General features: G+C 67.0%; 15 protein-coding genes. 10 read left to right on the top strand and 5 right to left on the bottom strand.

Translation table 11 applies throughout. The annotated features are described in order from the left end of the window. The first annotated feature begins 29 nt into the window (after positions 1-29). The 5 genes from V5F78_RS16520 to V5F78_RS16500 all read left to right on the top strand — a co-directional run bounded on the left by V5F78_RS16520 (position 30) and on the right by V5F78_RS16500 (position 5422). The gene (locus V5F78_RS16520; RefSeq protein ID WP_394067203.1) at positions 30-722 is read left to right on the top strand and encodes a CvpA family protein; all 693 of its coding nucleotides are present in this window, start codon (positions 30-32) and stop codon (positions 720-722) included. 106 nt (positions 723-828) lie between these two features. Continuing rightward, positions 829-2292 (top strand): amidophosphoribosyltransferase, encoded by a 1464-nt coding sequence (purF, locus tag V5F78_RS16515; RefSeq protein ID WP_394067841.1) that lies wholly within the window; start codon positions 829-831, stop codon positions 2290-2292. Between the two features lie 173 nt (positions 2293-2465). Continuing rightward, positions 2466-3209 carry an SDR family NAD(P)-dependent oxidoreductase gene (locus V5F78_RS16510; protein WP_394067201.1) on the top strand — a complete coding sequence of 248 codons (744 nt, stop codon included), beginning with the start codon at positions 2466-2468 and terminating at the stop codon, positions 3207-3209. Between the two features lie 58 nt (positions 3210-3267). Further along, positions 3268-3816, top strand: coding sequence for a chlorite dismutase family protein (locus V5F78_RS16505; RefSeq protein WP_394067199.1), 549 nt, complete (start codon positions 3268-3270; stop codon positions 3814-3816). 109 nt (positions 3817-3925) lie between these two features. Further along, on the top strand, positions 3926-5422 hold the full coding sequence (locus V5F78_RS16500; RefSeq protein ID WP_394067197.1) for a leucyl aminopeptidase: 1497 nt from the start codon (positions 3926-3928) through the stop codon (positions 5420-5422). Between the two features lie 30 nt (positions 5423-5452). Here the strand turns inward: V5F78_RS16500 and V5F78_RS16495 are convergent, their stop codons facing one another. Then, positions 5453-6634 (bottom strand): NAD(P)/FAD-dependent oxidoreductase, encoded by a 1182-nt coding sequence (locus V5F78_RS16495; RefSeq protein ID WP_394067195.1) that lies wholly within the window; start codon positions 6632-6634, stop codon positions 5453-5455. A gap of 208 nt (positions 6635-6842) precedes the next feature. On the opposite strand from V5F78_RS16495, the gene lhpI reads away from it, so the two are divergent. Next, positions 6843-7784: a bifunctional Delta(1)-pyrroline-2-carboxylate/Delta(1)-piperideine-2-carboxylate reductase gene (gene lhpI / locus V5F78_RS16490; RefSeq protein WP_394067193.1), complete on the top strand. Its 942-nt coding sequence runs from the start codon at positions 6843-6845 to the stop codon at positions 7782-7784. A 5-nt stretch (positions 7785-7789) separates the two neighbouring features. On the opposite strand, the gene putA is transcribed toward lhpI, so the two are convergent. Next, a complete protein-coding gene (gene putA / locus V5F78_RS16485) occupies positions 7790-11650 on the bottom strand; it encodes a trifunctional transcriptional regulator/proline dehydrogenase/L-glutamate gamma-semialdehyde dehydrogenase (protein ID WP_394067192.1) in 3861 nt (1286 codons plus the stop codon). A 246-nt stretch (positions 11651-11896) separates the two neighbouring features. On the opposite strand from putA, the gene V5F78_RS16480 reads away from it, so the two are divergent. Together V5F78_RS16480 and V5F78_RS16475 are read left to right on the top strand one after the other, a co-directional pair. Beyond that, positions 11897-13396: a phosphomannomutase/phosphoglucomutase gene (locus tag V5F78_RS16480; protein WP_394067190.1), complete on the top strand. Its 1500-nt coding sequence runs from the start codon at positions 11897-11899 to the stop codon at positions 13394-13396. Positions 13397-13517: 121 nt separating this feature from the next. Next, positions 13518-14849, top strand: coding sequence for an esterase-like activity of phytase family protein (locus V5F78_RS16475; RefSeq protein ID WP_394067188.1), 1332 nt, complete (start codon positions 13518-13520; stop codon positions 14847-14849). 65 nt (positions 14850-14914) lie between these two features. On the opposite strand, the gene V5F78_RS16470 is transcribed toward V5F78_RS16475, so the two are convergent. Continuing rightward, entirely contained in the window at positions 14915-16096 is a 1182-nt protein-coding gene (locus V5F78_RS16470) for an MFS transporter (RefSeq protein WP_394067186.1), read from the bottom strand. A gap of 102 nt (positions 16097-16198) precedes the next feature. Here V5F78_RS16470 and V5F78_RS16465 point away from each other — a divergent pair, with 102 nt between their 5' ends. Further along, on the top strand, positions 16199-17158 hold the full coding sequence (locus tag V5F78_RS16465) for a LysR family transcriptional regulator (protein ID WP_394067185.1): 960 nt from the start codon (positions 16199-16201) through the stop codon (positions 17156-17158). A gap of 154 nt (positions 17159-17312) precedes the next feature. On the opposite strand, the gene V5F78_RS16460 is transcribed toward V5F78_RS16465, so the two are convergent. Then, the gene (locus V5F78_RS16460; protein WP_394067183.1) at positions 17313-17873 is read right to left on the bottom strand and encodes a GNAT family N-acetyltransferase; all 561 of its coding nucleotides are present in this window, start codon (positions 17871-17873) and stop codon (positions 17313-17315) included. 246 nt (positions 17874-18119) lie between these two features. After that, positions 18120-19250: a type III PLP-dependent enzyme gene (locus V5F78_RS16455; RefSeq protein WP_394067181.1), complete on the bottom strand. Its 1131-nt coding sequence runs from the start codon at positions 19248-19250 to the stop codon at positions 18120-18122. An 823-nt stretch (positions 19251-20073) separates the two neighbouring features. Between V5F78_RS16455 and hemA the strand changes: the two genes are divergently transcribed. Further along, positions 20074-21354: a 5-aminolevulinate synthase gene (hemA, locus tag V5F78_RS16450; protein ID WP_394067180.1), complete on the top strand. Its 1281-nt coding sequence runs from the start codon at positions 20074-20076 to the stop codon at positions 21352-21354. Positions 21355-21716 lie beyond the last annotated feature (362 nt).

Raw genomic sequence — 21716 nt, 5'->3', positions numbered from 1 at the left:
GGGCGCCGCATGAAGGACCCGCCGCGCCCATGCCCGTGACGCTGCTCGATCTCATCGTTATTTCGGTGATGCTGCTTTCCGGCCTTCTGGCCATGGTTCGCGGTTTTCTGCGCGAAGTCTTCAGCATCGTTTCCTGGCTGGCCGCAGCCGGCGTAACCTTGTTTTTCTATCCTCAATTGCTTCCGATCACCAAGCAATACGTGTCGCAGGACACGGTGGCGCTTGCCGTGACCGTCGGCATCCTGTTTCTGGGAACACTGCTGATCGTTTCCATCATCAGCGCCCGCATTTCCGATGCGGTTCTGGACAGCCGCATCGGCGCGCTGGACCGCACCTTGGGCTTCGCCTTCGGTCTCGCACGCGGCCTGCTTGTGATGGTTGTGGCGTTTCTTTTCTTCAACTGGCTGGTCCCGGACAAGAGCCAGCCGCCGTGGGTTCTGAACGCAAAATCCCGTCCGGTGCTGCAAAACACCGGGGATTGGATTATGTCCCTGTTGCCGGACGATCCGGAGAATACCATTCTTAAGAGACTGAAGCGGTCCCCGGCGACAGATGAGGGCGATGCGCCCGCCACGCCGCCTGGCCCGCGTACGGAACGTGGGGGCACCACGATTACAGTTGCGACGACCGCCGGAGCGGCGGCTGGAGAAACCGGATACCGCCGCGGTGAGCGGCAAGGGTTCGAGCAACTGCTTGAGAGCGCGCGCGGCACCGGCCAGTGAGCCGCGTCGAGCGGAGGTAAAGATGGACATGGAGAGCGAGGAGTCCCACGCTCCCGACGCCCAATGGGCGCGGGATGGCTTTGCGCATGGTGGGGTCGCACGGGAGATGGGCCAGATGAACCTGGACGAAGATCTGAACGGCGACCGCCTGCGCGAGGAGTGCGGGGTTTTCGGCGTCTTCAACCATCCGGACGCCGCCGCCATCACGGCCATCGGCCTCCACGCGCTCCAGCATCGCGGGCAGGAAGCCGCCGGCATCGTCACCTATGACGGCCGCCGCTTCCATTCCGAGCGCCGCCTCGGCCTCGTCGGAGATACCTTCTCAGACGCGCGGGTGATCGAGCGGCTGCCGGGCCATATCGCGGTCGGCCACGTGCGCTATTCCACCACCGGCGAAACCCTGCTGCGCAACGTGCAGCCGCTGTTCGCCGAGCTCGACGCCGGCGGCTTCGCCGTCGGGCACAATGGCAATCTCACCAACGGGCTCACGCTGCGCAAGCAATTGGTCCGGGACGGGGCCATCACCCAGTCCACCACCGATACCGAAGTGATCCTGCATCTGGTCGCCCGCTCGAAGAAGGCGCGCTTCGTCGATCGCTTCATCGACGCGCTGCATTTCTTGGAAGGCGCCTATTCGCTGGTGGCGGTCACCAACAAGAAGCTGATCGGCGCGCGCGATCCCCTCGGCATCCGCCCGCTGGTGCTGGGCATGCTGGACAATTCGCCCATCCTCGCCTCAGAGACCTGCGCCCTCGACATCATCGGCGCGCGCTATGTGCGCGACATCGAGAATGGCGAAGTGGTGGTGATCGACGAGGACGGCATCACCTCCTTCAAGCCGTTCCCCTCCATGCCGGCGCGGCCCTGCATCTTCGAATACATCTATTTCGCCCGGCCGGATTCGGTGGTGGGCGGGCGCTCGGTCTACCAGGTGCGCAAGACCATGGGCCAGGTGCTGGCGCAGGAAAGCCACCTGCCGGCCGACGTGATCGTGCCGGTGCCGGATTCCGGCGTTCCGGCCGCCATCGGCTATTCCCAGGTGTCCGGCGTGCCGTACGAACTCGGCATCATCCGCAACCACTATGTGGGCCGCACCTTCATTCAGCCGACCCAGACCGTGCGCGACCAGGGTGTGCGCATGAAGCATTCGGCCAATCGCTCGGTGGTGGCCGGCAAGCGCATCGTGCTGGTGGACGACAGCCTGGTGCGTGGCACCACCTCCGTGAAGATCGTGCAGATGATGCGCGATGCCGGCGCGAGCGAAGTGCATTTCCGCATCGCCTCGCCCCCCATCACCCATCCCGACTATTACGGCATCGACACGCCCGACCGTGACAAGCTGCTGGCGGCCACCCACGACCTGGAAGGCATGCGGCGCTATATCGGCGCGGATTCGCTGGCCTTCCTGTCGGTGGACGGCGTCTATCGCGCCATGGGGTATGAAGGCCGCGATCCGGTGCGTCCGCAATTCACCGACCATTGCTTCACCGGCGATTACCCGACCTTGCTCACGGACAAGTCCGGGGCGGTGGGGGCACAGCAATTGTCTCTGCTCGCCGAAGCCAGCTGAGTCATCTCGCCGTCGCGCCCGAATGGGGGCGGCGGACGTGGCGTCCCGACGCGGCCGCCCGGCGCCGGCTCGCCGGGGGATGATTTCCCGGATATCGCGCCTGCCGCCCTTGCGCTTTTGCCCACATGGCGGGATTGTCGCGCCCCTTCTTCCGATCTGACAGAGACCCTGCCATGACCGACCGGCCGCTTGCCGACAGGATCGCCCTCGTCACCGGCGCCACGCGCGGTATCGGCGCGGCCACTGCCCTCGCCCTGGCGAAGGCCGGCGCCCATGTGATCGCCGTCGGCCGCACCGAGGGTGCGTTGGAAGAAGTGGACGACGCCATCAAGGCCGCGGGCGGTTCTGCGACCCTCGTGCCCATGGACGTGACGGATTACGAGGCCATCGACCGGCTGGGCGGGGCGATCTACCAGCGGTGGGGCCATTTGGATGTGTTCGTCGGCAATGCCGGCATTCTCGGCCCCGTGACGCCGCTCGGCCATGTGGACCCGAAGGATTGGGACCAGGCCCTGAGCGTGAATCTCACGGCCAATTACCGTTTCGTGCGCTCGCTCGATCCCCTGCTGAAGCTATCCACCGCTGGCCGCGCTGTGCTGGTCTCCTCCGGCGCGGCCCATAAGGCCCGCGCCTATTGGGGGCCTTATGCGGTGACCAAGGCGGCGCTCGATGTGCTCGGCCGCACCTGGGCGGCGGAAAGCGTCAGCGGCAACCTGAAGGTCAATCTGTTCAACCCAGGGCCGATTCGCACCCGCATGCGCGCCAAGGCGTTCCCGGGCGAGGACCCGCAGACCCTGCCAACGCCCGAGGAAGCGGCCGAGGCGCTGCTCTCCTTGTGCCTGCCGAGCTGCGAGGAGACCGGCAAATATTACGATTTCCCCTCGCGCACCTTGCTGGCCTTCCAGCATCCGGCCTGATGCCGCCGCGCGCGCAAAAGCTTCTTTGCGGCGCGGCGTATGTCGGTATTCTGTATCCATGGCGATACCGATAACATATCATTTTACCGCTGGACCGACCGGAACCTGGTGTATCGACCGGCTGACCCCGGTGGTGGGCGAGGGATTGGCGGACGCCTCCCGCCTTACGGTTCACGATTCGGCGTCCAGCCTGCCGGATCCCACATGGGTTTTGCGCGGCACGACCAGTAATACGCGCTATTCCCAGCGCGCCGAGATCGACGCGCTGACGGCGCGCCAGGAGGGGCTGGGCCGGGCGAGCGCCACGCGCGCGGCCCTGATCCCGATTCGTAAGACCCAAGCCTGGTGGGATCTGGCGCAGGACGAGCGCCGCGCCATCTTCGAGGAGCAATCCCGCCATATCGGGATCGGCCTTGACTATCTCCCCGCCGTCGCGCGGCGCCTGCACCACAGTCGCGAACTGGGCGAACCGTTCGATTTCCTGACCTGGTTCGAATATGCGCCCGAGGACGGCGACAAATTCGAAGACATGGTGCGCAAGCTGCGGGACACGCCCGAATGGCGCTATGTCGACCGGGAAGTGGACATCCGCTTGCGGCTGGCGTGAGGGGTGGCCTGCGCTTCGGGCATTTGTCGCCGGTGCGCGATGGGGCTAGAGAAGTGTGAATAGCCCATCATCCGTTGCGCCGATCCAGGCTGTACCTCCCGGAGTATCCATGGCCGAACCCGTCACCATCCGTTTCGCCAAGCACGGCGTCGCCCCGAAGGGTGTGCTCATCGTCCTGACCGATGACACGCTCACATTTGGCCGGGAAGCGCAGAAGCAGTTGAAGCCCGGCCTCGACGGGGTAAAGCGGGCGATCAGCGCGGATCAGTTCAAGGGCCGCCTCTCGTCCACGCTGGACCTGGTCGCTCCCGCGAACCTCGAAGCCTCCCGTCTTGTGATCCTGGGTGTCGGCAAGGGCACGGATCTGAAGGCGGCCGATTATCTCAAGCTCGGCGGCGTTGCGTTCGGCAAAATTCCCGGCGGCGCGCGCGAAGCCACGATCCTTGTCGACCTGCCCGGGTTGAAGGTGAGCCCCGACTTCGTGGCGGAGATGGCGCTCGGCGCCCGGCTGCGCAGCTATGTGTTCGATCGCTACAAGACCAAGCGCAAGGAGGGCGAGGCCGAGCCGGTGGCCCTCACCTTGACCTTCCTGGTTGCGGACGAGGCCGGAACGCGCCGCGCCTGGGCCGCCGGCGAGGCACTGGCCGACGGCGTCGTGCTGGCGCGCGACCTCGTCAACGAGCCCTCCAACGTGCTCGATCCCCCGGAGTTCGCGCGTCGCGCGCAGGAGCTGACCTCGGTTGGCGTGGACGTCGAGGTGCTGGGCGACGCGGAACTCGCAGAACTCGGCATGGGCGCGCTGCTGGGCGTCGGCCAGGGCTCCATCAAGGAAAGCCGTGTCGTGGTCATGCGCTGGAACGGCGCGGACGCGAAGACCCAGCCGGTGGCCTTCATCGGCAAGGGCGTGACGTTCGATACCGGCGGCATCTCCATCAAGCCCGCGGCCGGCATGGAAGACATGAAGGGTGACATGGGCGGCGCCGCCTGCGTCACCGGGCTGATGTATGCGCTGGCGGCCCGCAAGGCCAAGGTGAACGCGGTCGGCGTCATCGGCTGCGTGGAGAACATGCCCGACGGCGCGGCCCAGCGGCCCGGCGACATCGTCACCTCCATGTCCGGGCAGACCATCGAGATCATCAACACCGATGCCGAGGGCCGGCTCGTCCTCGCCGATGTGCTCTGGTACACGAAGGAGCGTTTCAAGCCGCGCTTCATGGTGGACCTCGCCACCCTCACCGGGGCCATCCTGGTGGCGCTTGGCCATGAATATGCCGGCCTGTTCTCCAATGACGACGAACTGGCGCAGCGCCTTTCGGCCGCCGGCCTGGAGACCGGCGAGCGCGTCTGGCGCATGCCGCTCGGCCCGGAATATGACAAGCAGATCGACAGCCGCTTCGCCGACATGAAGAATACCGGCGGCCGCAATGGCGGCTCGATCACCGCCGCGCAATTCCTCAAGCGCTATGTGGACAAGACCCCCTGGGCGCATCTGGACGTCGCCGGCACAGCCATGTCCTCGCCGGCCAGCGACATCAACAAGAGCTGGGCCTCGGGCTGGGGTGTGCGGTTGCTGAACCAACTGGTCGCCGACCATTACGAGGGCTGAGTTGCAACCGGTGTGAGGCGGGGTGCCGACTCACACCACCTTGCGCTCCACCAGGGGCGCCTTGCGGACGATGCGCCCGTAGCCGAGCGGTGACAGGTCCAGCGTCACATATCGCGCATGGATGATCAGTTCGCTCAATCCCCGGCCGACCGCCGGGGATTGTTGCAGGCCGTGGCCGCTGAAGCCGTTGGCGAGCAGCAGATTGGCGCAGTCCGGCGCGCTGCCGAGTATGGCGTTCTGATCGAACAGGTTCATGTCGTAATGCCCGGCCCAGGCGCGTCCCGGCCGCAGCCGCTCGAACGCGGGAATGCGCCGCGCGAGCGTCGGCCAGATGACATCCTCGAACAATGCATGATCCACGTCGAAATCCGTGCTGTCGGGATCATCTTCGGGCGCCGGTGCGGTCCCGCACAGGAACCCTGCTCCCTCGGGCCGCACATAGACGCCGCTCGGGTCGATTAAGAGCGGGCAATCCGGCACCGCATCCGGGCAGGTGAAGGTGAAGATCATGCGCTTCTTGTTCGCGACCGGAAGGTCAATTCCGGCGGTGCGGGCAAGGGTGGCGCCGCCTGCACCGGCCGCATTCACCGCCCACCCGCAGGCGATGCGCGTGCCGTCCGCAAGCTCCACCGCTACGATCCGATCCCCGACGCGCTCGAGCCTCACCGCCGTCGCCGCGCGATATTCGACCCCGAGGCTGCGTGCCTTGCGACGGAACGCCTGCATCAGGCCATAGCCGTCGAACCAGCCTTCGCCCGACAGGCCGAGGCTGCCCCGCGCGATGCCTTCGGTGTTCAGCCAGGGAAAGCGTGCGGCCAGAGCGTCCGGCGACAGAAGCGCGATATCCGCCCCAAGGCCGGTCTGCACCGCATGCGCCTCGGCCAGTTCATCCGCGCCCGCAGCGCTGGCAAGGAAGAGATAGCCGCCTTCGCGCAGCGCGACGTCGGGCGTGTCCCCGTCGACGGCGAGCCGCGCCCCGATTTCGCGCAGGAAGGCGATGCCGTGAAGCGAGATCGCGACATTGATGGGAGAGGAATATTGCTGGCGGATCGAGGCGGCCGAGCGGGCGGAGGCGCAGGTCTGATAGCTCGGGTCCTGTTCCAGCACGAGCACGCGGCCGGCGAAGTCCGGATTTGCCGCCAGGTGAAAGGCGGTCGAGCTGCCGGTTACCGCGCCGCCCACAATCACCACATCGAAAGACTCGTCCGCCATCTGAAAACTGGCCCGTGCCGAAGGTCATTGCTGCAATGGCCCGGCCGCACCGGGGGCGCAAGGCGGGAAAGGGCAGGACCATGCGAATCAACGCGCCCGATTGAGTAGGGCGGACCGGTGCAAAGATCCCGGTTGCGGTTTCATCGCATTTTCTTCACGTGATGCGGTGCCGATTTCGCTCAAAAAAAGCTTCAGGGAGACGATTCACATGCCCAAGGTGTTCAGCGCCGCGCAGATCCATGGGGCGCTTGATTATCCCTCCCTTGTCGAAGCCCTGCGCGCGGCCTTCGCGGCGCAGAGCGTGGAGGCGCCGGTGCGTCAGGCCTTCGATGTGGGCACCGAGGGGGCGAGCGCCCATCTGCTCACCATGCCGGCCTGGGAACGCGGCGTCGCCATGGGCGTGAAGCTGGTGACGGTCGTGCCCGGCAACGGCGCGCGGGGCCTTGGCGCGGTCAATTCCATCTATACCCTGTTTGATGGGGAGACCGGCGCGCCGCGCGCGATCCTGGATGGCGACGCGCTCACCAACCGCCGCACGGCGGCGGCCTCGGCGCTTGCCTCCTCCTATCTGTCGCGTCGGGAGAGCCGGACGCTTCTGCTGGTGGGCACCGGCCATCTCGCGGGCTATCTCGCCGCCGCCCATGCGGCCGTGCGGCCCATCACGCGCATCCTGGTATGGGGTCGCTCCCCGGAGAAGGCGCGCTGCGTCGCCGATCGCCTGAAAGGGCAGGGGCTGGATGCGCACACGGTTTCCGACCTGCGGGGCGCGCTGGCACAGGCGGATATCGTCTCCTGTGCCACCACCTCCACGCAGGCGATCGTGCGCGGCGCGGATGTGCGGCCCGGCACCCATGTGGATCTGGTGGGCGCCTTCACCCCTGCCATGCGCGAAAGCGACGATGCCCTTATCGCCAAGAGCGCGGTGTATGTGGATACGCGCGCCGGGGCGTTGGCGGAGGCGGGCGATCTGCGCTTTCCCATGGCATCGGGCGCCTGGTCCGAAGACCTCATGAAGGGCGACCTGTTCGAGCTGTGCGCCGGCCGCGTGCCCGGCCGCGCGCACGACGACGACATCACCGTGTTCAAGTCGGTTGGCGCGGCGCTGGAGGATCTCACCGCCGCCCGGCTGGTGGTGAAGGCGGTGGGCTGATCGCGTCAGCCGAGCGCCAGCAGCGAGGCATTGCCGCCGGCCGCCGCCGTGTTGGTGCTGATGGTGCGTTCGCGCAGGAGCCATTCCACGGGATAGGCGGCGCCGGCGGTGAGCGCGGCGGGGGAGAGGCCGTGCACGGCGACGATGGGGCCCTCGCGCTGCGCCATCTCCTGTTCGAGCGCGAGAAGGCGGTCGCTTTCTCCCTCGAACAGCACGGCGTCGAACAGACCCGTGGCGCGGTTCTCCGCCATGGCGACGCGCGCTTTCAACTCCGACGGCAGATTTGCCAGCGCCGCCCCGAGCGCGGCGGGGGCGTCGACCAGCACGCGATTGCCGGCGGCAAGGGCAGTCGCCATCTGTACGGAAAGGCCCAGTGGCGTTGCCGGCACCAGCAGGACTGTGCCGCGCGGGTGCCAGGAATAGAGATTGCGCTCGCCGACCGGTCCCGCCATTTCGCGTTCCGCTCCCGCGAGGCCCACGCTTGCTAAGCCGGCGCAGCGGGAGGCATGAGCGCTGTGCCCTTGCGCCGCGAGATGGTCGATCCACGCGCGCGCCGCCGGATCAGCCGAAACCGGGGCGAGCGGTTCCAGCGGCGGACATTGCGCCAGGAGGCGCCGCAGATAGAGCGGGCCGCCCGCCTTCGGCCCGGTTCCCGAGAGGCCGTGCCCGCCGAAGGGCTGCACCCCCACCACGGCACCGATGAGATTGCGGTTGATATAAAGGTTGCCGACGGAAATCCGCCCCCGCACCTGGGCGATGGTCTCATCAATGCGCGTGTGCAGGCCGAACGTGAGGCCGTAGCCGGTGGCATTGATGGCGTCGAGCAGGGTGTCGCGCTCGTCCCGCCGATAGCGCAGCACATGCAGAACCGGGCCGAACACCTCGTGCGTGAGATCGTCTACTTGGTCGATCTCGATGACGGTCGGCGGCAGGAAGGTGCCATGGCGGCAGGCTTCCGGCAGCGGGGCCTGCGTGACCTTAAAGCCGCGCGCCCGCATGGCCTCTACATATGCGGCGATGGCGGCGCGTGCCTCGGCGGTGATGAGCGGACCCATGTCCGTGGACAGCAAGGCGGGATCGCCCACCTGCCACTGGGCGAGCGCGCCGCGCAGCATGGCGAGCACGTGGTCGGCGGTTTCCTCCTGAAGGCAGAGCAGGCGAAGCGCAGAACAGCGCTGGCCGGCGGAATCGAAGGCGGAGACCAGCGCATCGGCAACCACCTGTTCCGGCAGGGCCGAGGAATCCACCACCAGCGCATTCTGTCCGCCGGTCTCCGCCACCAGCGGCACCGGCCGGCCATCCGGGCCGAGGCGGGCGGCAAGCTGCGCCCGGATCAAGCGCGCCACATCGGTGGAGCCGGTAAACAGCACGCCGCACGTGCGCGGGTCCGCCACCAGGGCCGCGCCGACACGGCCGTCGCCGGGCAAGAGCTGCAAGCCGGCCGGTGGTATGCCGGCTTCACGCAGGATTTTCACCGCCTCGGCGGCGATCAGCGGGGTTTCCTCCGCGGGCTTGGCGACCACCGGATTTCCGGCCGCGAGCGCGGCGGCGACTTGTCCGGTGAAGATGGCGAGCGGAAAGTTCCAGGGGCTGATGCACACCACCGGACCCAGAGGGCGGTGGGTGTCGGCCGCAAAGCCTTCCGCCGCGCCGGCATAATAGCGCAGGAAATCCACCGCCTCGCGCACCTCGCCAACCGCATTGGGCAGTGACTTTCCAGCCTCGCGCACGATCAGCCCGAGCAGGGATGGCATGCGCGCCTCGAGAAGATCGGCTGCGGCGCGCAGGCAGCGGGCACGCTCACGCGCCGGGGTCGCGGACCAGACCGGCCCAAGCGTCGCGGCCTGATGCAAGGCGAGGGCGGCAACAGCGGGGTCGGCATCAACCACCTGTCCCACCGTATCGCGCAAATCGGCGGGATTGCGCACCGCACGCGCCGGCGGCTCGCTGCGGCCGCTGTCTTCGTCCGCCATCATGGGGGCAGCGCGGGGCGTTGCCTGCTGGCTTGGGAGCAGCGCGGCGGCCAGGGAGGCGAGGCGCTGCTCGTTGGAAAAATCCAAGCCCGTCGAATTTGGCCGGTCCCCGAACAGATCGCGGGGCGCGGCAATGCGCGGGTTCGGTGCGCCGAGTGGCGTGATCGCCCAGGCTTCGGCCACGGGATCGGCGGCGAGCGCTTCCACTGGAACAGTCTCATCCGCGATGCGGTGGACGAATGAGGAATTGGCGCCATTCTCCAGCAGCCGCCGCACCAGATAGGCGAGCAGGGTCTCGTGCGGCCCGACGGGCGCATAGATGCGGCAGGGGCGGTTCAGTTTTTCTAGTCCGACCACCTCCTCATAGAGCGGCTCTCCCATGCCGTGCAGGCATTGGAATTCATATTGGCCGGCATAATAATTCTCACCCGCGAGCGCCATGACTGCCGTGAGCGTCTGCGCATTGTGGGTGGCGAATTGCGGAAACACCGCATCGGGCGCGCCGAGCAGGCGGCGGGCGCAGGCGAGATAGGAGACGTCCGTGTGCACCTTGCGGGTGAACACGGGAAAGCCCTCCAGCCCGTCCACCTGGGCGCGCTTGATCTCGGCATCCCAATAGGCGCCCTTAACGAGGCGCACCATGATCCGGCGGGAAGTGCGGCGGCCGAGATCAATGATGAAGTCCAGCACCGCCATGGCGCGCTTCTGATAGGCCTGGACCACGAAGCCGATGCCGTTCCAGCCCGCGAGGTTTGGATCGAGGCATAGCGCCTCAAGCACGTCGAGGGACAGGTCGAGCCGGTCGGCCTCTTCGGCGTCGATGTTGAGGCCGATGTCATAGGTGCGGGCGAGGCGCGCGAGTTCGTGCACACGCGGCAGCATCTCCCGCATGACCCGCGCGCGCTGGGCGCGCGAATAGCGCGGATGCAGGGCCGAGAGCTTGATCGAAATGCCCGGCCCGTCATGGATGCCGCGCCGGCCCGCCGCCTTCCCGATGGCGTGGATCGCCTGGACATAGGCCTCCATGTAACGCGCGGCGTCTTCGGCGGTCATCGCCGCCTCGCCGAGCATGTCGTAGGAATGGCGGAAACCCTTGACTTCCATGGCGCGGCTGTTGGCGAGTGCCTGGGCGATGGTCTCCCCGGTCACGAATTGCTCGCCCATCATGCGCATGGTCATGTCGACGGCGGCGCGGATCAAAGGTTCGCCGCCGCGCGCCACCAGCCGGGTGAGCGCGGAGGCAAGGCCCGCCTCGCTGCTGGTGCCGGTGAGGCGGCCGGTGACGAGGAGCCCCCAGGTGGCCGCGTTCACGAAAACCGAGCGGCTATGCCCGAGATGGGCCAGCCAGTCGCCCTGGCCGATCTTGTCGCGGATCAGCGCATCGCGGGTCGGCCGGTCGGGGATGCGCAGCAAGGCTTCCGCCAGACAGAGCAAGGCGACGCCCTCCTGGCTCGAGAGGTCATATTCGTGGATCAGCGCCTCGACGGCACCCTTGCCGGCCTTGGCGCGCAAGGCGCGGACGAGGTGTTGCGCCCGTTCGGCCACGGCCTTGGCCTGCTCGGGCGGCAAGGTGGCGTCGGCGATCAGCCGGGGCAGGCATTCTTCCTCGGGTGCGCGATAGGCGGCGGTGATGCGGGCGCGCAGCACGCTTTCGGGCTGCACCGCTTGGGCGAAGGGCAGAAAAGCGTGGCTTTCCCGCGCATGTTCAATCATTTCCGGCAGGCTTGAAGCGGCACCAACGAAGACTTCGGCGGCGTTCTCATCCAATTTGTCGAGCATGGCGATCAGCGCCTGCGTTGCGAGCCAGTGCGGGGTGCGACCAAGCCGCGCCGCCGCGACCCGCAGGCGCGTGCGCAGTGCATCCTCCAGCTTGATGCCAAGGACTGGTCCCATCCGCGCGCCTCCGATTGCATCCAGTCAGCCACAAAAGGTGCAACCCGGAAAGGCGGACGACGCGCGGCGGGCGCGTGCGTCGTGGCAATGGGCAAGGGATTGCCCCCCGATCGGAACCTTCGCCGCCGCCGGGCATTGGACAGGGAAGGCGGAGCGTCCTCATTTCCTATGCTTGAGCGGTGCCTTCCATCCCGATTTCATGCTATCGGCAGCCGACCAACCAGAGCCGTTGCGGAGAAGCTTTTCATGTTTCCGACGCCGAAGCCCGCATTGACGCCCAATACGTACGCCTATGAATCGGAACCCATGGTGAAGCCCACCGGCTTCCGGGAATACGACGCCCGCTGGTTGTTCCAGAAGGAAATCAACCTGATGGGAATCCAGGCGCTGGGCATGGGCCTCGGCACCTTGATGCACCAGATGGGCGTGAAGCCCGAAATCGTCACGGGCCACGATTTCCGCGGCTATTCCTCCTCCATCAAATACGCGATGGTCTCCGGCCTCATGGCCGCCGGCGTGAAGGTGCACGACATCGGCCTCGCCATGTCGCCCATGGCCTATTTCGCCCAGTTCGCGCTCGATGTGCCGGCGGTGGCGATGGTGACCGCTTCCCACAACGACAATGGCTGGACCGGCGTGAAGATGGGCGTCAACCGCCCGCTCACCTTCGGACCGGACGAGATGACCCGCCTGAAGGAAATCGTCCTTTCCGCCGCTTTCGACCTGCGCGGCGGTGGCGCGTATCATTTCGTGGAGAACTTCCCCGAGGTCTATATCAAGGACCTCACCGACCGGCCCAAGCTGAAGCACCCCATCAAGGCGGTGGTGGCCTGCGGCAACGGCACGGCCGGCGCGTTCGCCCCGCGCATCCTGGAGGCGCTGGGCGTGGAAGTGGTGCCGCTCGACACCGAGCTGGACCATTCCTTCCCCAAGTACAATCCGAACCCGGAAGACATGGAAATGCTCCATGCCATGCGGGACGCGGTGCTGGAGCACAAGGCGGACGTGGCGCTCGGCTTCGACGGCGACGGCGACCGCTGCGGCGTGGTGGACAATGAGGGCGAGGAGATCTTCGCCGACAAGATGGGCGTGATGCTGGCGCGCGACCTCGCCAAGATCTATCCCGGCTCCACCTTCGTGGTGGACGTGAAGTCCACCGGCCTGTTCGCCACCGACCCGGAGCTGATCAAGCTCGGCGTGAAGGCGGATTATTGGAAGACCGGCCATTCCTACATGAAGCGCCGCGTCAACGAGACCGGCGCGCTGGTGGGCTTCGAGAAGTCCGGCCATTACTTCTTTAACAAGCCGATCGGCCGGGGCTATGACGACGGCCTCGTCTCCGCCATCGCGGTGCTAGACATGCTGGACCGCAATCCCGGCAAGAAGCTCTCGGAACTGCGCCTCGCGCTGCCCAAGACCTGGTCCTCGCCCACCATGTCGCCGCACTGCGCGGACGAGGCCAAGTACGGCATCGTGACGGAAGTGGTGAAGCATTTCGAGAAGCTGCAGGCCGAGGGCGGCAGCGTCACCGGCCAGCCGATCCGCGATCTCGTGACCGTCAATGGCGTGCGCGTCACGACCGAAGACGGCACCTGGGGCCTGGTGCGCGCCTCCTCCAACAAGCCGGAGCTGGTGGTGGTGGTGGAAAGCCCGGTTTCCGAACAGCGCATGCGCGACATGTTCAAGGAAATCGACGGCGTGCTGCGCACCCATCCGGAAGTCGGCGCCTACAACCAGACCATCTGACCCTGACCGCGGGCGCCTCGTGCGTCTTCTGGTTGTGGATTTGAGCCTTTAACCTAAACTGCGGCCCATGCGCGACCCGCGCGTGGGCCGCATACGTATGGGCGTGCCTCGGGGGATGGTGATGCGGCTGCTGTCGGTCCTGCGTTTGTCGATCCTCGCCCTCGCCGGCCTGCCGCTCGGCTTCGCCCTGCCGGCGATGGGGCAGGAACCCTTGCCCGCTGCGCGGGTGGAGGTGTTGACGCTGCCACCGCTGCCGCTCGCGCGGGTCGATATCCCCCATGGAAAGACGCTCGATCTGAATGTGGGGCTGGGCTCCGGCCTGTTCCGCGCGGCATCGGACCCGGAAGGCGTGATCTGGGCGATCACCGACCGTGGGCCGAACATTGATTGCAAGAAGCCGAAGGACATCACCGGCCTCGGTACCAAGGAGATGTGCCAGGGCGACAAGGACGGGAAAATCTTCCCCCTGCCGGCCTTCACCCCCACCATCTACAAGCTGCGGATCGGCACGGACGGGAAGGTCGAGGTGCTGGAAACCTTGCCCCTCAAGGGCCGCTCCGGCCAGGCCATCACCGGCTTGCCCAATGATCTGAACTCCACCGAGGCGGCCTTCAGCATCACCGGCGCGGAGCTCGGCAAGGATCCCTCCGGCCTCGACACCGAGGCGCTGGTTCGCTTGCCGGACGGCAGCTTCTGGGTGGGCGAGGAATATGCCCCCTCGCTGGTGGAAATCGCCCCCGACGGTACGATCCGCCGTCGGCTGGTGCCGGAAGGGCTCGCAGACCGATTGAAGGGCGCGGATTATGAGGTCGTGCCGGCGCTGCCCGCGATCCTGGCCCTGCGCGATCTCAATCACGGCATCGAAAGTCTCGCGCTGTCGCCCGATGGGGCCTTTCTCTACGCTTTGATGCAAGGCGCGCTGGCCAATCCCGACACGGCGGCTGCTGACAGCTCGCCGCTGGCGCGCCTGATCAAGCTGGATCGCAAGACCGGCGCGGTGGTCGGCTCCTATGCCTATGGCGCCAGCGCGCCGGGCGACTTCAAGGCCGATGCCACGGGAAAGACGCAGGACCAGTCGGACGTGAAGATGAGCGAGATGGTGGCGGTTGGCTCGGACCGTCTGCTGGTGCTGGAGCGGATCGACAAGACGACCAAGCTGTTCCTGGTCGATCTCGCGGGCGCCGCGCCCCTTCCGGCCGACTTCACCACCGGCGCCGCTCACCCCACCCTGGAGCAATTGGCGCCGGGTGATTTCCCGCACGCTGGCGTGGTGCCGCTCGTCAAGACGCCGATCCTCGACAGCGATCGTCTGAAAGGACTGCCCGCCAAGATCGAGGGCGTCGCTGTGTTGAATGAGCGTGAACTGATTCTCGTCAGCGACAGCGACTTCGGCATCAAGGGCGATACGACGGAGATGCGGCGGGTGCAGTTCGAGGCCCCGATCCTGAAATGAGGGCGTGGGTCTGGGGCGAGAGCGCTCCGCCAGGTGCCCAGCGGCTTCGCCTCATCCGGCGGAGCTCACGCGGCCGGCGCCGCCGCCGGCCTGTGACCGCGTGCCTTCTCCAGTCGCACCGCAAAGAAGGCGGTTGCGATGGCGCCGAGCGGTACCAGCGCCGCCACCCAAGGGATTGCGCCAAGGCCCGGCCCATGGTCGATCACCACGCCACCAAGCCACGCGCCGATGGCATTGCCGAGGTTGAAGGCGGCGATGTTGAAGCTGGAGGCGAGGCTCTGCCCGGCGCCCTGCGCCTTTTCCAGCACCCACATCTGCAGCGGCGCGACGGTTGCGAACGCCACCGCGCCCAGCAGGCCGACGAAGGCGACGGCGGCGATCTGGCTGCGCAGCGCGAAGGTGAGCAGCACCAGCACCACCGAGAGCGCCAGCAAGGTGGCGAACACGGTGGGCACGAGGCGCCAGTCCGCGAGCCGGCCGCCGAGCAGATTGCCCACCACCAGCCCGCCGCCGAACACCAGCAGGATGGGTGAGACCGCGCTTTCGGAAAAGCCGGTGATGCGCGTCAGCATGGGCGCGATATAGGTGAAGGCGGCGAACACGCCGACCCAGCTCAGCACGGTGGTTGCAAGGCCGAGCAGCAAGGGCGCGCGGGTGAGCACGGCGAGGTCGTGCTTCAGGCTGGAGGGTGCCTCCTCGCCCTTGGCGTTGGGGACCAGCAGCGCGATCACCGCGAGCGCGATCACGCCCACCACCGTGACTGCCCAGAAGGTGGAGCGCCAGCCATAATGCTGGCCGAGCCAGGTGCCGAACGGCACGCCCAGGATGTTCGCGACGGTGAGGCCGGTGAACATGATGGCGATGGCCGAGGCCTTCTTGTTGGGCGCCACCAGCCCGGTCGCCACCACCGAGCCGACGCCGAAGAAGGTGGCGTGGGCGAAGGCGGTCACCACGCGCGCGGCCATCAAGGTGGCATAGTCCGGCGCGAGCGCGCAGGCGGCATTGCCGAGGGTGAACACACCCATCAGGCCGAGCAGCACGGCCTTGCGCGGCCAGCGGGCGGTGAGCACCGTCAGCACCGGGGCGCCCACCACGACGCCGAGCGCATAGCCGGAGATCAGCAGGCCGGCGGAAGAGAGCGTCACCCCAAGGTCTGCGCTGACATCCAGCAGCAGGCCCATGATGACGAATTCGGTGACGCCGATGCCGAAGGCACCGGCGGTCAGGGCATAGAGGGCAAGGGGCATGGCACGTCCAGCAGAAGGGTATTGCGTTGCAGCAAAAATGGACGTTTTGTCCCGCGCCAGCTAGATTGCCCTAAAGCAAAGCATTTATGAATTGAATTCATCATGGCCCGGTTGGACGTCAATCGCTCCGGCGAGATGGAAGTGTTCGTGCGGGTGGTGGAGCAGGGCGGCTTTTCGGCCGCCGGCCGGGTCTGCCACATGACCCCCTCCGCCGTGAGCAAGCTCATGGCGCGGCTCGAAGCGCGGCTCGGCGCGCGGCTCATCAACCGGTCCACCCGGCAATTGCAGCTCACCGCCGAGGGGGTGGATTTCTACGAGCGCGCGCTGCGCATCCTCGCCGACCTGGAGGAGGCGGAGCGCAGCGCCTCCACCAGCGAGATCGCCAGCGGCCGCCTGCGGGTGAATGCCAATGTGCCGTTCGGCACCCATTATCTCGTTCCCGCCTTGCCAGAATTCCTGGAGCGCCACCCCGCCGTCTCGTTCGACATCGTCCTGACCGACAAGGTGGTGGACATGCTGGAGGAGCGCATGGACGTGGCGGTGCGCGCCGGGCCGCTGAAAAGCTCGCTGCTCATGGCGCGCAAGCTCGGCGAATCGCGCATGGTGATCGTCGGCTCGCCCGCATATCTCGCCCGGAACGGCACGCCGAAGGTGCCGGCGGACCTGGAGCGGCACAACCGCAGCGGCTTTTGCTACCTGCGCCAGATCGAGGGCTGGCCGCTCAGGACCGAGGCGGGTGAGATGCGGTTCGCGCCGGTGGGCAACGCTTTGGTCAGCGACGGGGAAACACTGCGCCATCTCACGCTCGCCGGCGTCGGGCTGGCCCGCCTCTCCATGTTCCATGTGGCGCACGATATCGCCGCCGGCCGCCTCGTGCCGGTGCTGGAGGATTTCAATCCCGGCGACACCGACCCGACTCACGCGGTCTATGTGGGGCAGGGCGGCCATTTGCCGGCGCGGGTGCGGGCCTATCTGGATTTCCTGGTGGAGGTGGTCGCGCCGCGCTTTACGCAGACCGCGATGGCGGACCCGCGGGAGTTGGCGCGCCGCGCCGCCCTCTGATTCCCCGCCGTGGCCGGGCATGGCCCGGCCACCCCCGCATCGCCGCCGGCCGCGTGCGGGGGCACGACCTTCGGGTCCGCGTGGATCTCCGGGCGGGGGCCCGGAGATGACGATGTGAAACGCTAAATTTGATCCCGCCGGGCGGGCCGCCGCGTCAGGCGGTGCGCTTCATCGCGTCCGACCGGGCGATGAGATCGGCGAGCGAGGGCTTGGCCTCCATTGCGCCGGTGGGGCTGATGAGGCCGTGGGCGCCGTCCAGCGCGCCGGGCTGAAGCTCCAGCGCCAGCAGCCGCTTGCGATCATAGCGGCCAGGCATCCAAAGCCCGCCGGTCATGCGGGCGGAAAAGCCGAAGCGCTGGTAATAGGGCGCATCGCCCACCAGCAGCACGGCGCCATGGCCGCGCGCCTCGGCCTCAACCAGCGCCGCGCGCATCATATCGCCACCGAGCCCGCGCGCGCGGAACCAGGGATGGACCGCGAGCGGGCCGAGCAGCAGCGCCGGCTTGCCGGGGCCGGCCGTGATGTGCCACAGGCGCACGGTCGCGGCGAGGCGCCCGTCCGGCCCGTGGGCGACCAGCGACAATCCCTCGGCCGGCAGACGGCCTTCCCGCAGCCGCTCCGAGGATTTCTCGAACCGGGCCGGTCCCATGCACAGGTCCAGAAGCGCCTCGCGTGCGGCGGCCTCTTCCCATTTTTCAGCAACGATCTCAGTCATCAGCACCTCCCGTGCCACAACCGGAAAGCCGAAAGACGCCGACCCGCGCGCAATCGCGTCCCCCTCGGCGGGGCGCGGCGCGGCTAGAGCGCGATCCGATCAGATTGAATCAATCTGATCGGTGAATCGCTCTCTAATCATTGATAGAGAACGCGTGGTCCGATCAGATGCGATGCCATCTGATCGGCGCGTGCTCTAAGCCGCCCTCTCAGGCGAGGGCAGCGGGTCGGTATGGAAGCGTGACGATCAGATCACGTAGGACTTCAGCGGGGGGAAACCGTTGAAGGACACCGCCGAATAGGTGGTGGTATAGGCGCCGCAAGCCTCGATGAGGATCTTGTCGCCGATGGCGAGCGACACCGGCAGGTGCACCGGGGTCTTCTCATACAGCACGTCGGCCGAATCGCAGGTCGGGCCGGCCAGCACGCAGGCGGCGGTGTCGTCGCCGTCGCGCGGGGTGCGCAGCGGGTAGCGGATCGCCTCGTCCATGGTCTCGGCGAGGCCGCCGAACTTGCCGATGTCGAGATAGACCCAGCGCAGCGTGTCGTTTTCGGCCTTCTTGGAGATCAGCACCACCTCGGTCTCGATCAGGCCGGCATTGCCGACCATGCCGCGCCCGGGCTCCATGATGGTCTGCGGGATTTCGTTGCCGAAATGCTTGCGCAGCGAATCGAAGATCGCTTCGCCATAGGCGGCGGCGGCCGGCACGTCCTGGAGATATTTGGTCGGGAAGCCGCCACCCAGATTGACCATGGACAGCGAGATGCCGCGCACCGCGCACTCGCGGAAGATGCCGGCGGCCGAGGCGAGCGCCTGGTCCCAGGCGTTCACATTCTTCTGCTGCGAGCCCACGTGGAAGGAGACGCCGTAAGCGGTGAGGCCGAGGCGATGGGCGTGCTCCAGCACGTCCGCGGCCATTTCCGGCTCGCAGCCGAACTTGCGGGACAGGGGCCATTCGGCGCCGGCGCCGTCGCACAGGATGCGGCAGAACACCTTGGCGTTCGGCGCGACGCGGGCGATCTTCTCGACCTCTTCGTAGGAATCGACGGCGAACAGGCGCACGCCCAGCTTGTGGGCGCGCTCGATGTCGCGTTCCTTCTTGATGGTGTTGCCGAACGAAATGCGCTCGGCGCCCGCGCCGGCGGCCATCACCATGTCGATCTCGCCCACCGAGGCGCAGTCGAAGCACGAGCCCAGCTCGGCCAGCGCCGCGAGAATGGCGGCGTCGGGATTGGCCTTCACGGCGTAGAATACGCGGGTGTCCGGCAGCGCACGGCTGAACGCCGCGTAGTTCGCGCGCACGACATCCAGATCGACAACGACGCAGGGTCCGTCTTCGCGTCGGGTCTTGAGAAATTCGCGGATGCGATCGGTCATGGTGTCCTCCGTGACCTGAAGCCTCGTGAAGCGCGGTTGCCCGCGCGACGACAGGACGGGAAGGCCTTTTCCGCGGCGACATCGCCGCTGTCGGGGCCTGCCCGGGGCACGCACACGTGGGACAAGGGCGGTTTGGACGCGCCATTCTCCCAACGGGCCGTACCCGCTTCGCCGGTCACAAACCGGCCGCATCATCGAACCGAACGGCATTTCCTTCCCGGCCATGGCGTGAGCCACGACAAGGGTGCGATGGAAATGCGCGCGCTTGGAGAGGGGAATCCCACTCCGTACGGCCGGCAAGATGTAGTGCCTCTTCAGTAACGCCGACCTTTGGAGGGCCGACCGAGACCAAAAAAGCCCTTACGTCGTTGCTTCAAGTCACGTCCCCTGCTGAGAGCAGGGTGGGCCGGTTCCCTCCGGCTACCGATCGTCCTGGCAGCTTTCCGGCCTCTTGTCCGGACTTCCGCCGATCGGCACGCAACCACAGGCACGTGCGAAATTGGGCAGGGGTGGATTTATGAGAATTCGGCCGCCTTCGCAAGCGGCATTTTGATGATTTTTGATCCAATTTGGGCCGCATTTATTAGGCGACTGAGTGTTTCCGCGCCAACGGTTTGCAGCATGCGAGCCCGCGACCCTCTGTGTTCACGGGATCGCGAGCGAAGCTGCCAAAATGAATGCATAAAATGCGTTGGATCGCCGCGCGTCAGGCACACCCCTTGATCGAGGTCAAGGGAGGGAGCAATGTGACGATCTAAGATTAGACGAATTCGCGTTCGCGGGTGAGCTTCGCCCTGTGTTGCACCCCTTGACTGGGTTTTCCATGGACTACGATCAATTCTTTAGCGTCGCTGTCGACGCCCTGCGTCGCGAGCGCCGCTATCGGACCTTCGCCGAGATCGAGCGCAAGGCGGATCGATTCCCACGTGCCACCTGGCATTCGCCCGGCGGTCCGCGCGAGATCGTGGTGTGGTGCTCCAACGATTATCTCGGCATGGGCTGCCATCCGGTGGTGATCGAGGCGATGCGCGAATCGGCGTCGAGACGCGGCGCCGGTGCCGGCGGCACGCGCAACATCTCCGGCAACAGCCACGAGATCGTCCAGCTGGAGCGCGAGCTTGCCGACCTGCACGGCAAGGACGCGGGCCTCGTGTTCACCTCCGGCTATATCTCGAACGAGACCGGCATCTCCACCATCGTCAAGCTGATCCCCGATTGCGTGGTGATCTCGGACGAGTTGAATCACAATTCCATGATCGAGGGCGTGCGGCGCGGTGGCCGGCAAAAGGCCATCTTCCGCCACAACGACCTCGCCCATCTCGAAGAGCTGCTCCAGGCGGCGGGCGATCGGCCGAAGCTGATCGTGTTCGAGAGCGTCTATTCCATGGACGGCGACATCGCCCCCATTGCGGCCATCTGCGATCTCGCGGAGCGCTATGGCGCCATGACCTATCTCGACGAAGTGCACGCGGTTGGCATGTACGGCCCGCGCGGCGCCGGTGTCGCGGAGCGCGATGGCGTCATGCACCGGGTGGACGTGATCGAGGGCACGCTGGGCAAGGCCTTCGGCGTCGTCGGCGGCTATCTCACCGGCAAGCGCGTGGTGATGGATGCGGTGCGCTCCTACGCCCCCGGCTTCATCTTCACCACCGCGCTTCCCCCGGCGGTCGCCGCGGCGGCCACCGCTTCCATCCGCCACCTCAAGGTCTCCCAGGCGGAGCGCGACGGGCAGCGGGCGCAGGTCGCCAAGGTGAAGGCGGCCCTTGCCGCCGCCGGCCTGCCGCAAATGGATACGCCCACGCACATCATCCCGCTGATGGTCGGCGACGCGAAGGCCTGCAAGGCGGCGAGCGACGTGCTCCTGGCCGAGCACGGCATCTATATCCAGCCGATCAATTATCCGACCGTTCCGCGCGGAACGGAGCGCCTGCGCATCACCGCGACCCCCCATCACGACGACAAGCTGATCGCCCAATTGGCGGAAGCCCTGAACGACGTGTGGTCCCGTCTCGATTTGCCGCGGGTCAACACCACCGTCGCCGAGCGCCCCCTGCGGGCCATGGCGGGTGCCGCGCCGATCCCGCTGCCCATCGCCGGCGGCTGATCGGACCCAACCTTTTGCGAAAGCGCGTTCCATCGGCCGGGCTTGTCCCGGCCGATCTGTTTTGACGAACCTCTCATCCGCCCCCTCGTCCCGACCCAGGGGGCGATTCACCTCTCCCCCATGGGGAGAGGTCGGCCGCGCAGCGGACGGGTGAGGGCCGCGTCGCAGAAGAAGACGTTCGCCGGCCCCTCACCCCAACCCTCTCCCCGGCGGGGAGAGGGGGTACGGAGGTTTGCGCGGCGCCGGCGCCTCTCTCTATGAGGGCACATTACCTCTCTACGACTCTCTCCCCGGCCCGAGGGGTTCGGGTCCTTCACCTCTCCCCCACGGGGAGAGGTCGGCCGCGTAGCGGACGGGTGAGG

Origin of the sequence: Roseixanthobacter glucoisosaccharinicivorans, assembly GCF_043195095.2 — a bacterium.
Lineage (GTDB): Bacteria > Pseudomonadota > Alphaproteobacteria > Rhizobiales > Xanthobacteraceae > NCEH01.
Note: the sequence above shows the minus strand (reverse complement) of the source record. Positions and strands in the feature narration are given on the sequence as shown.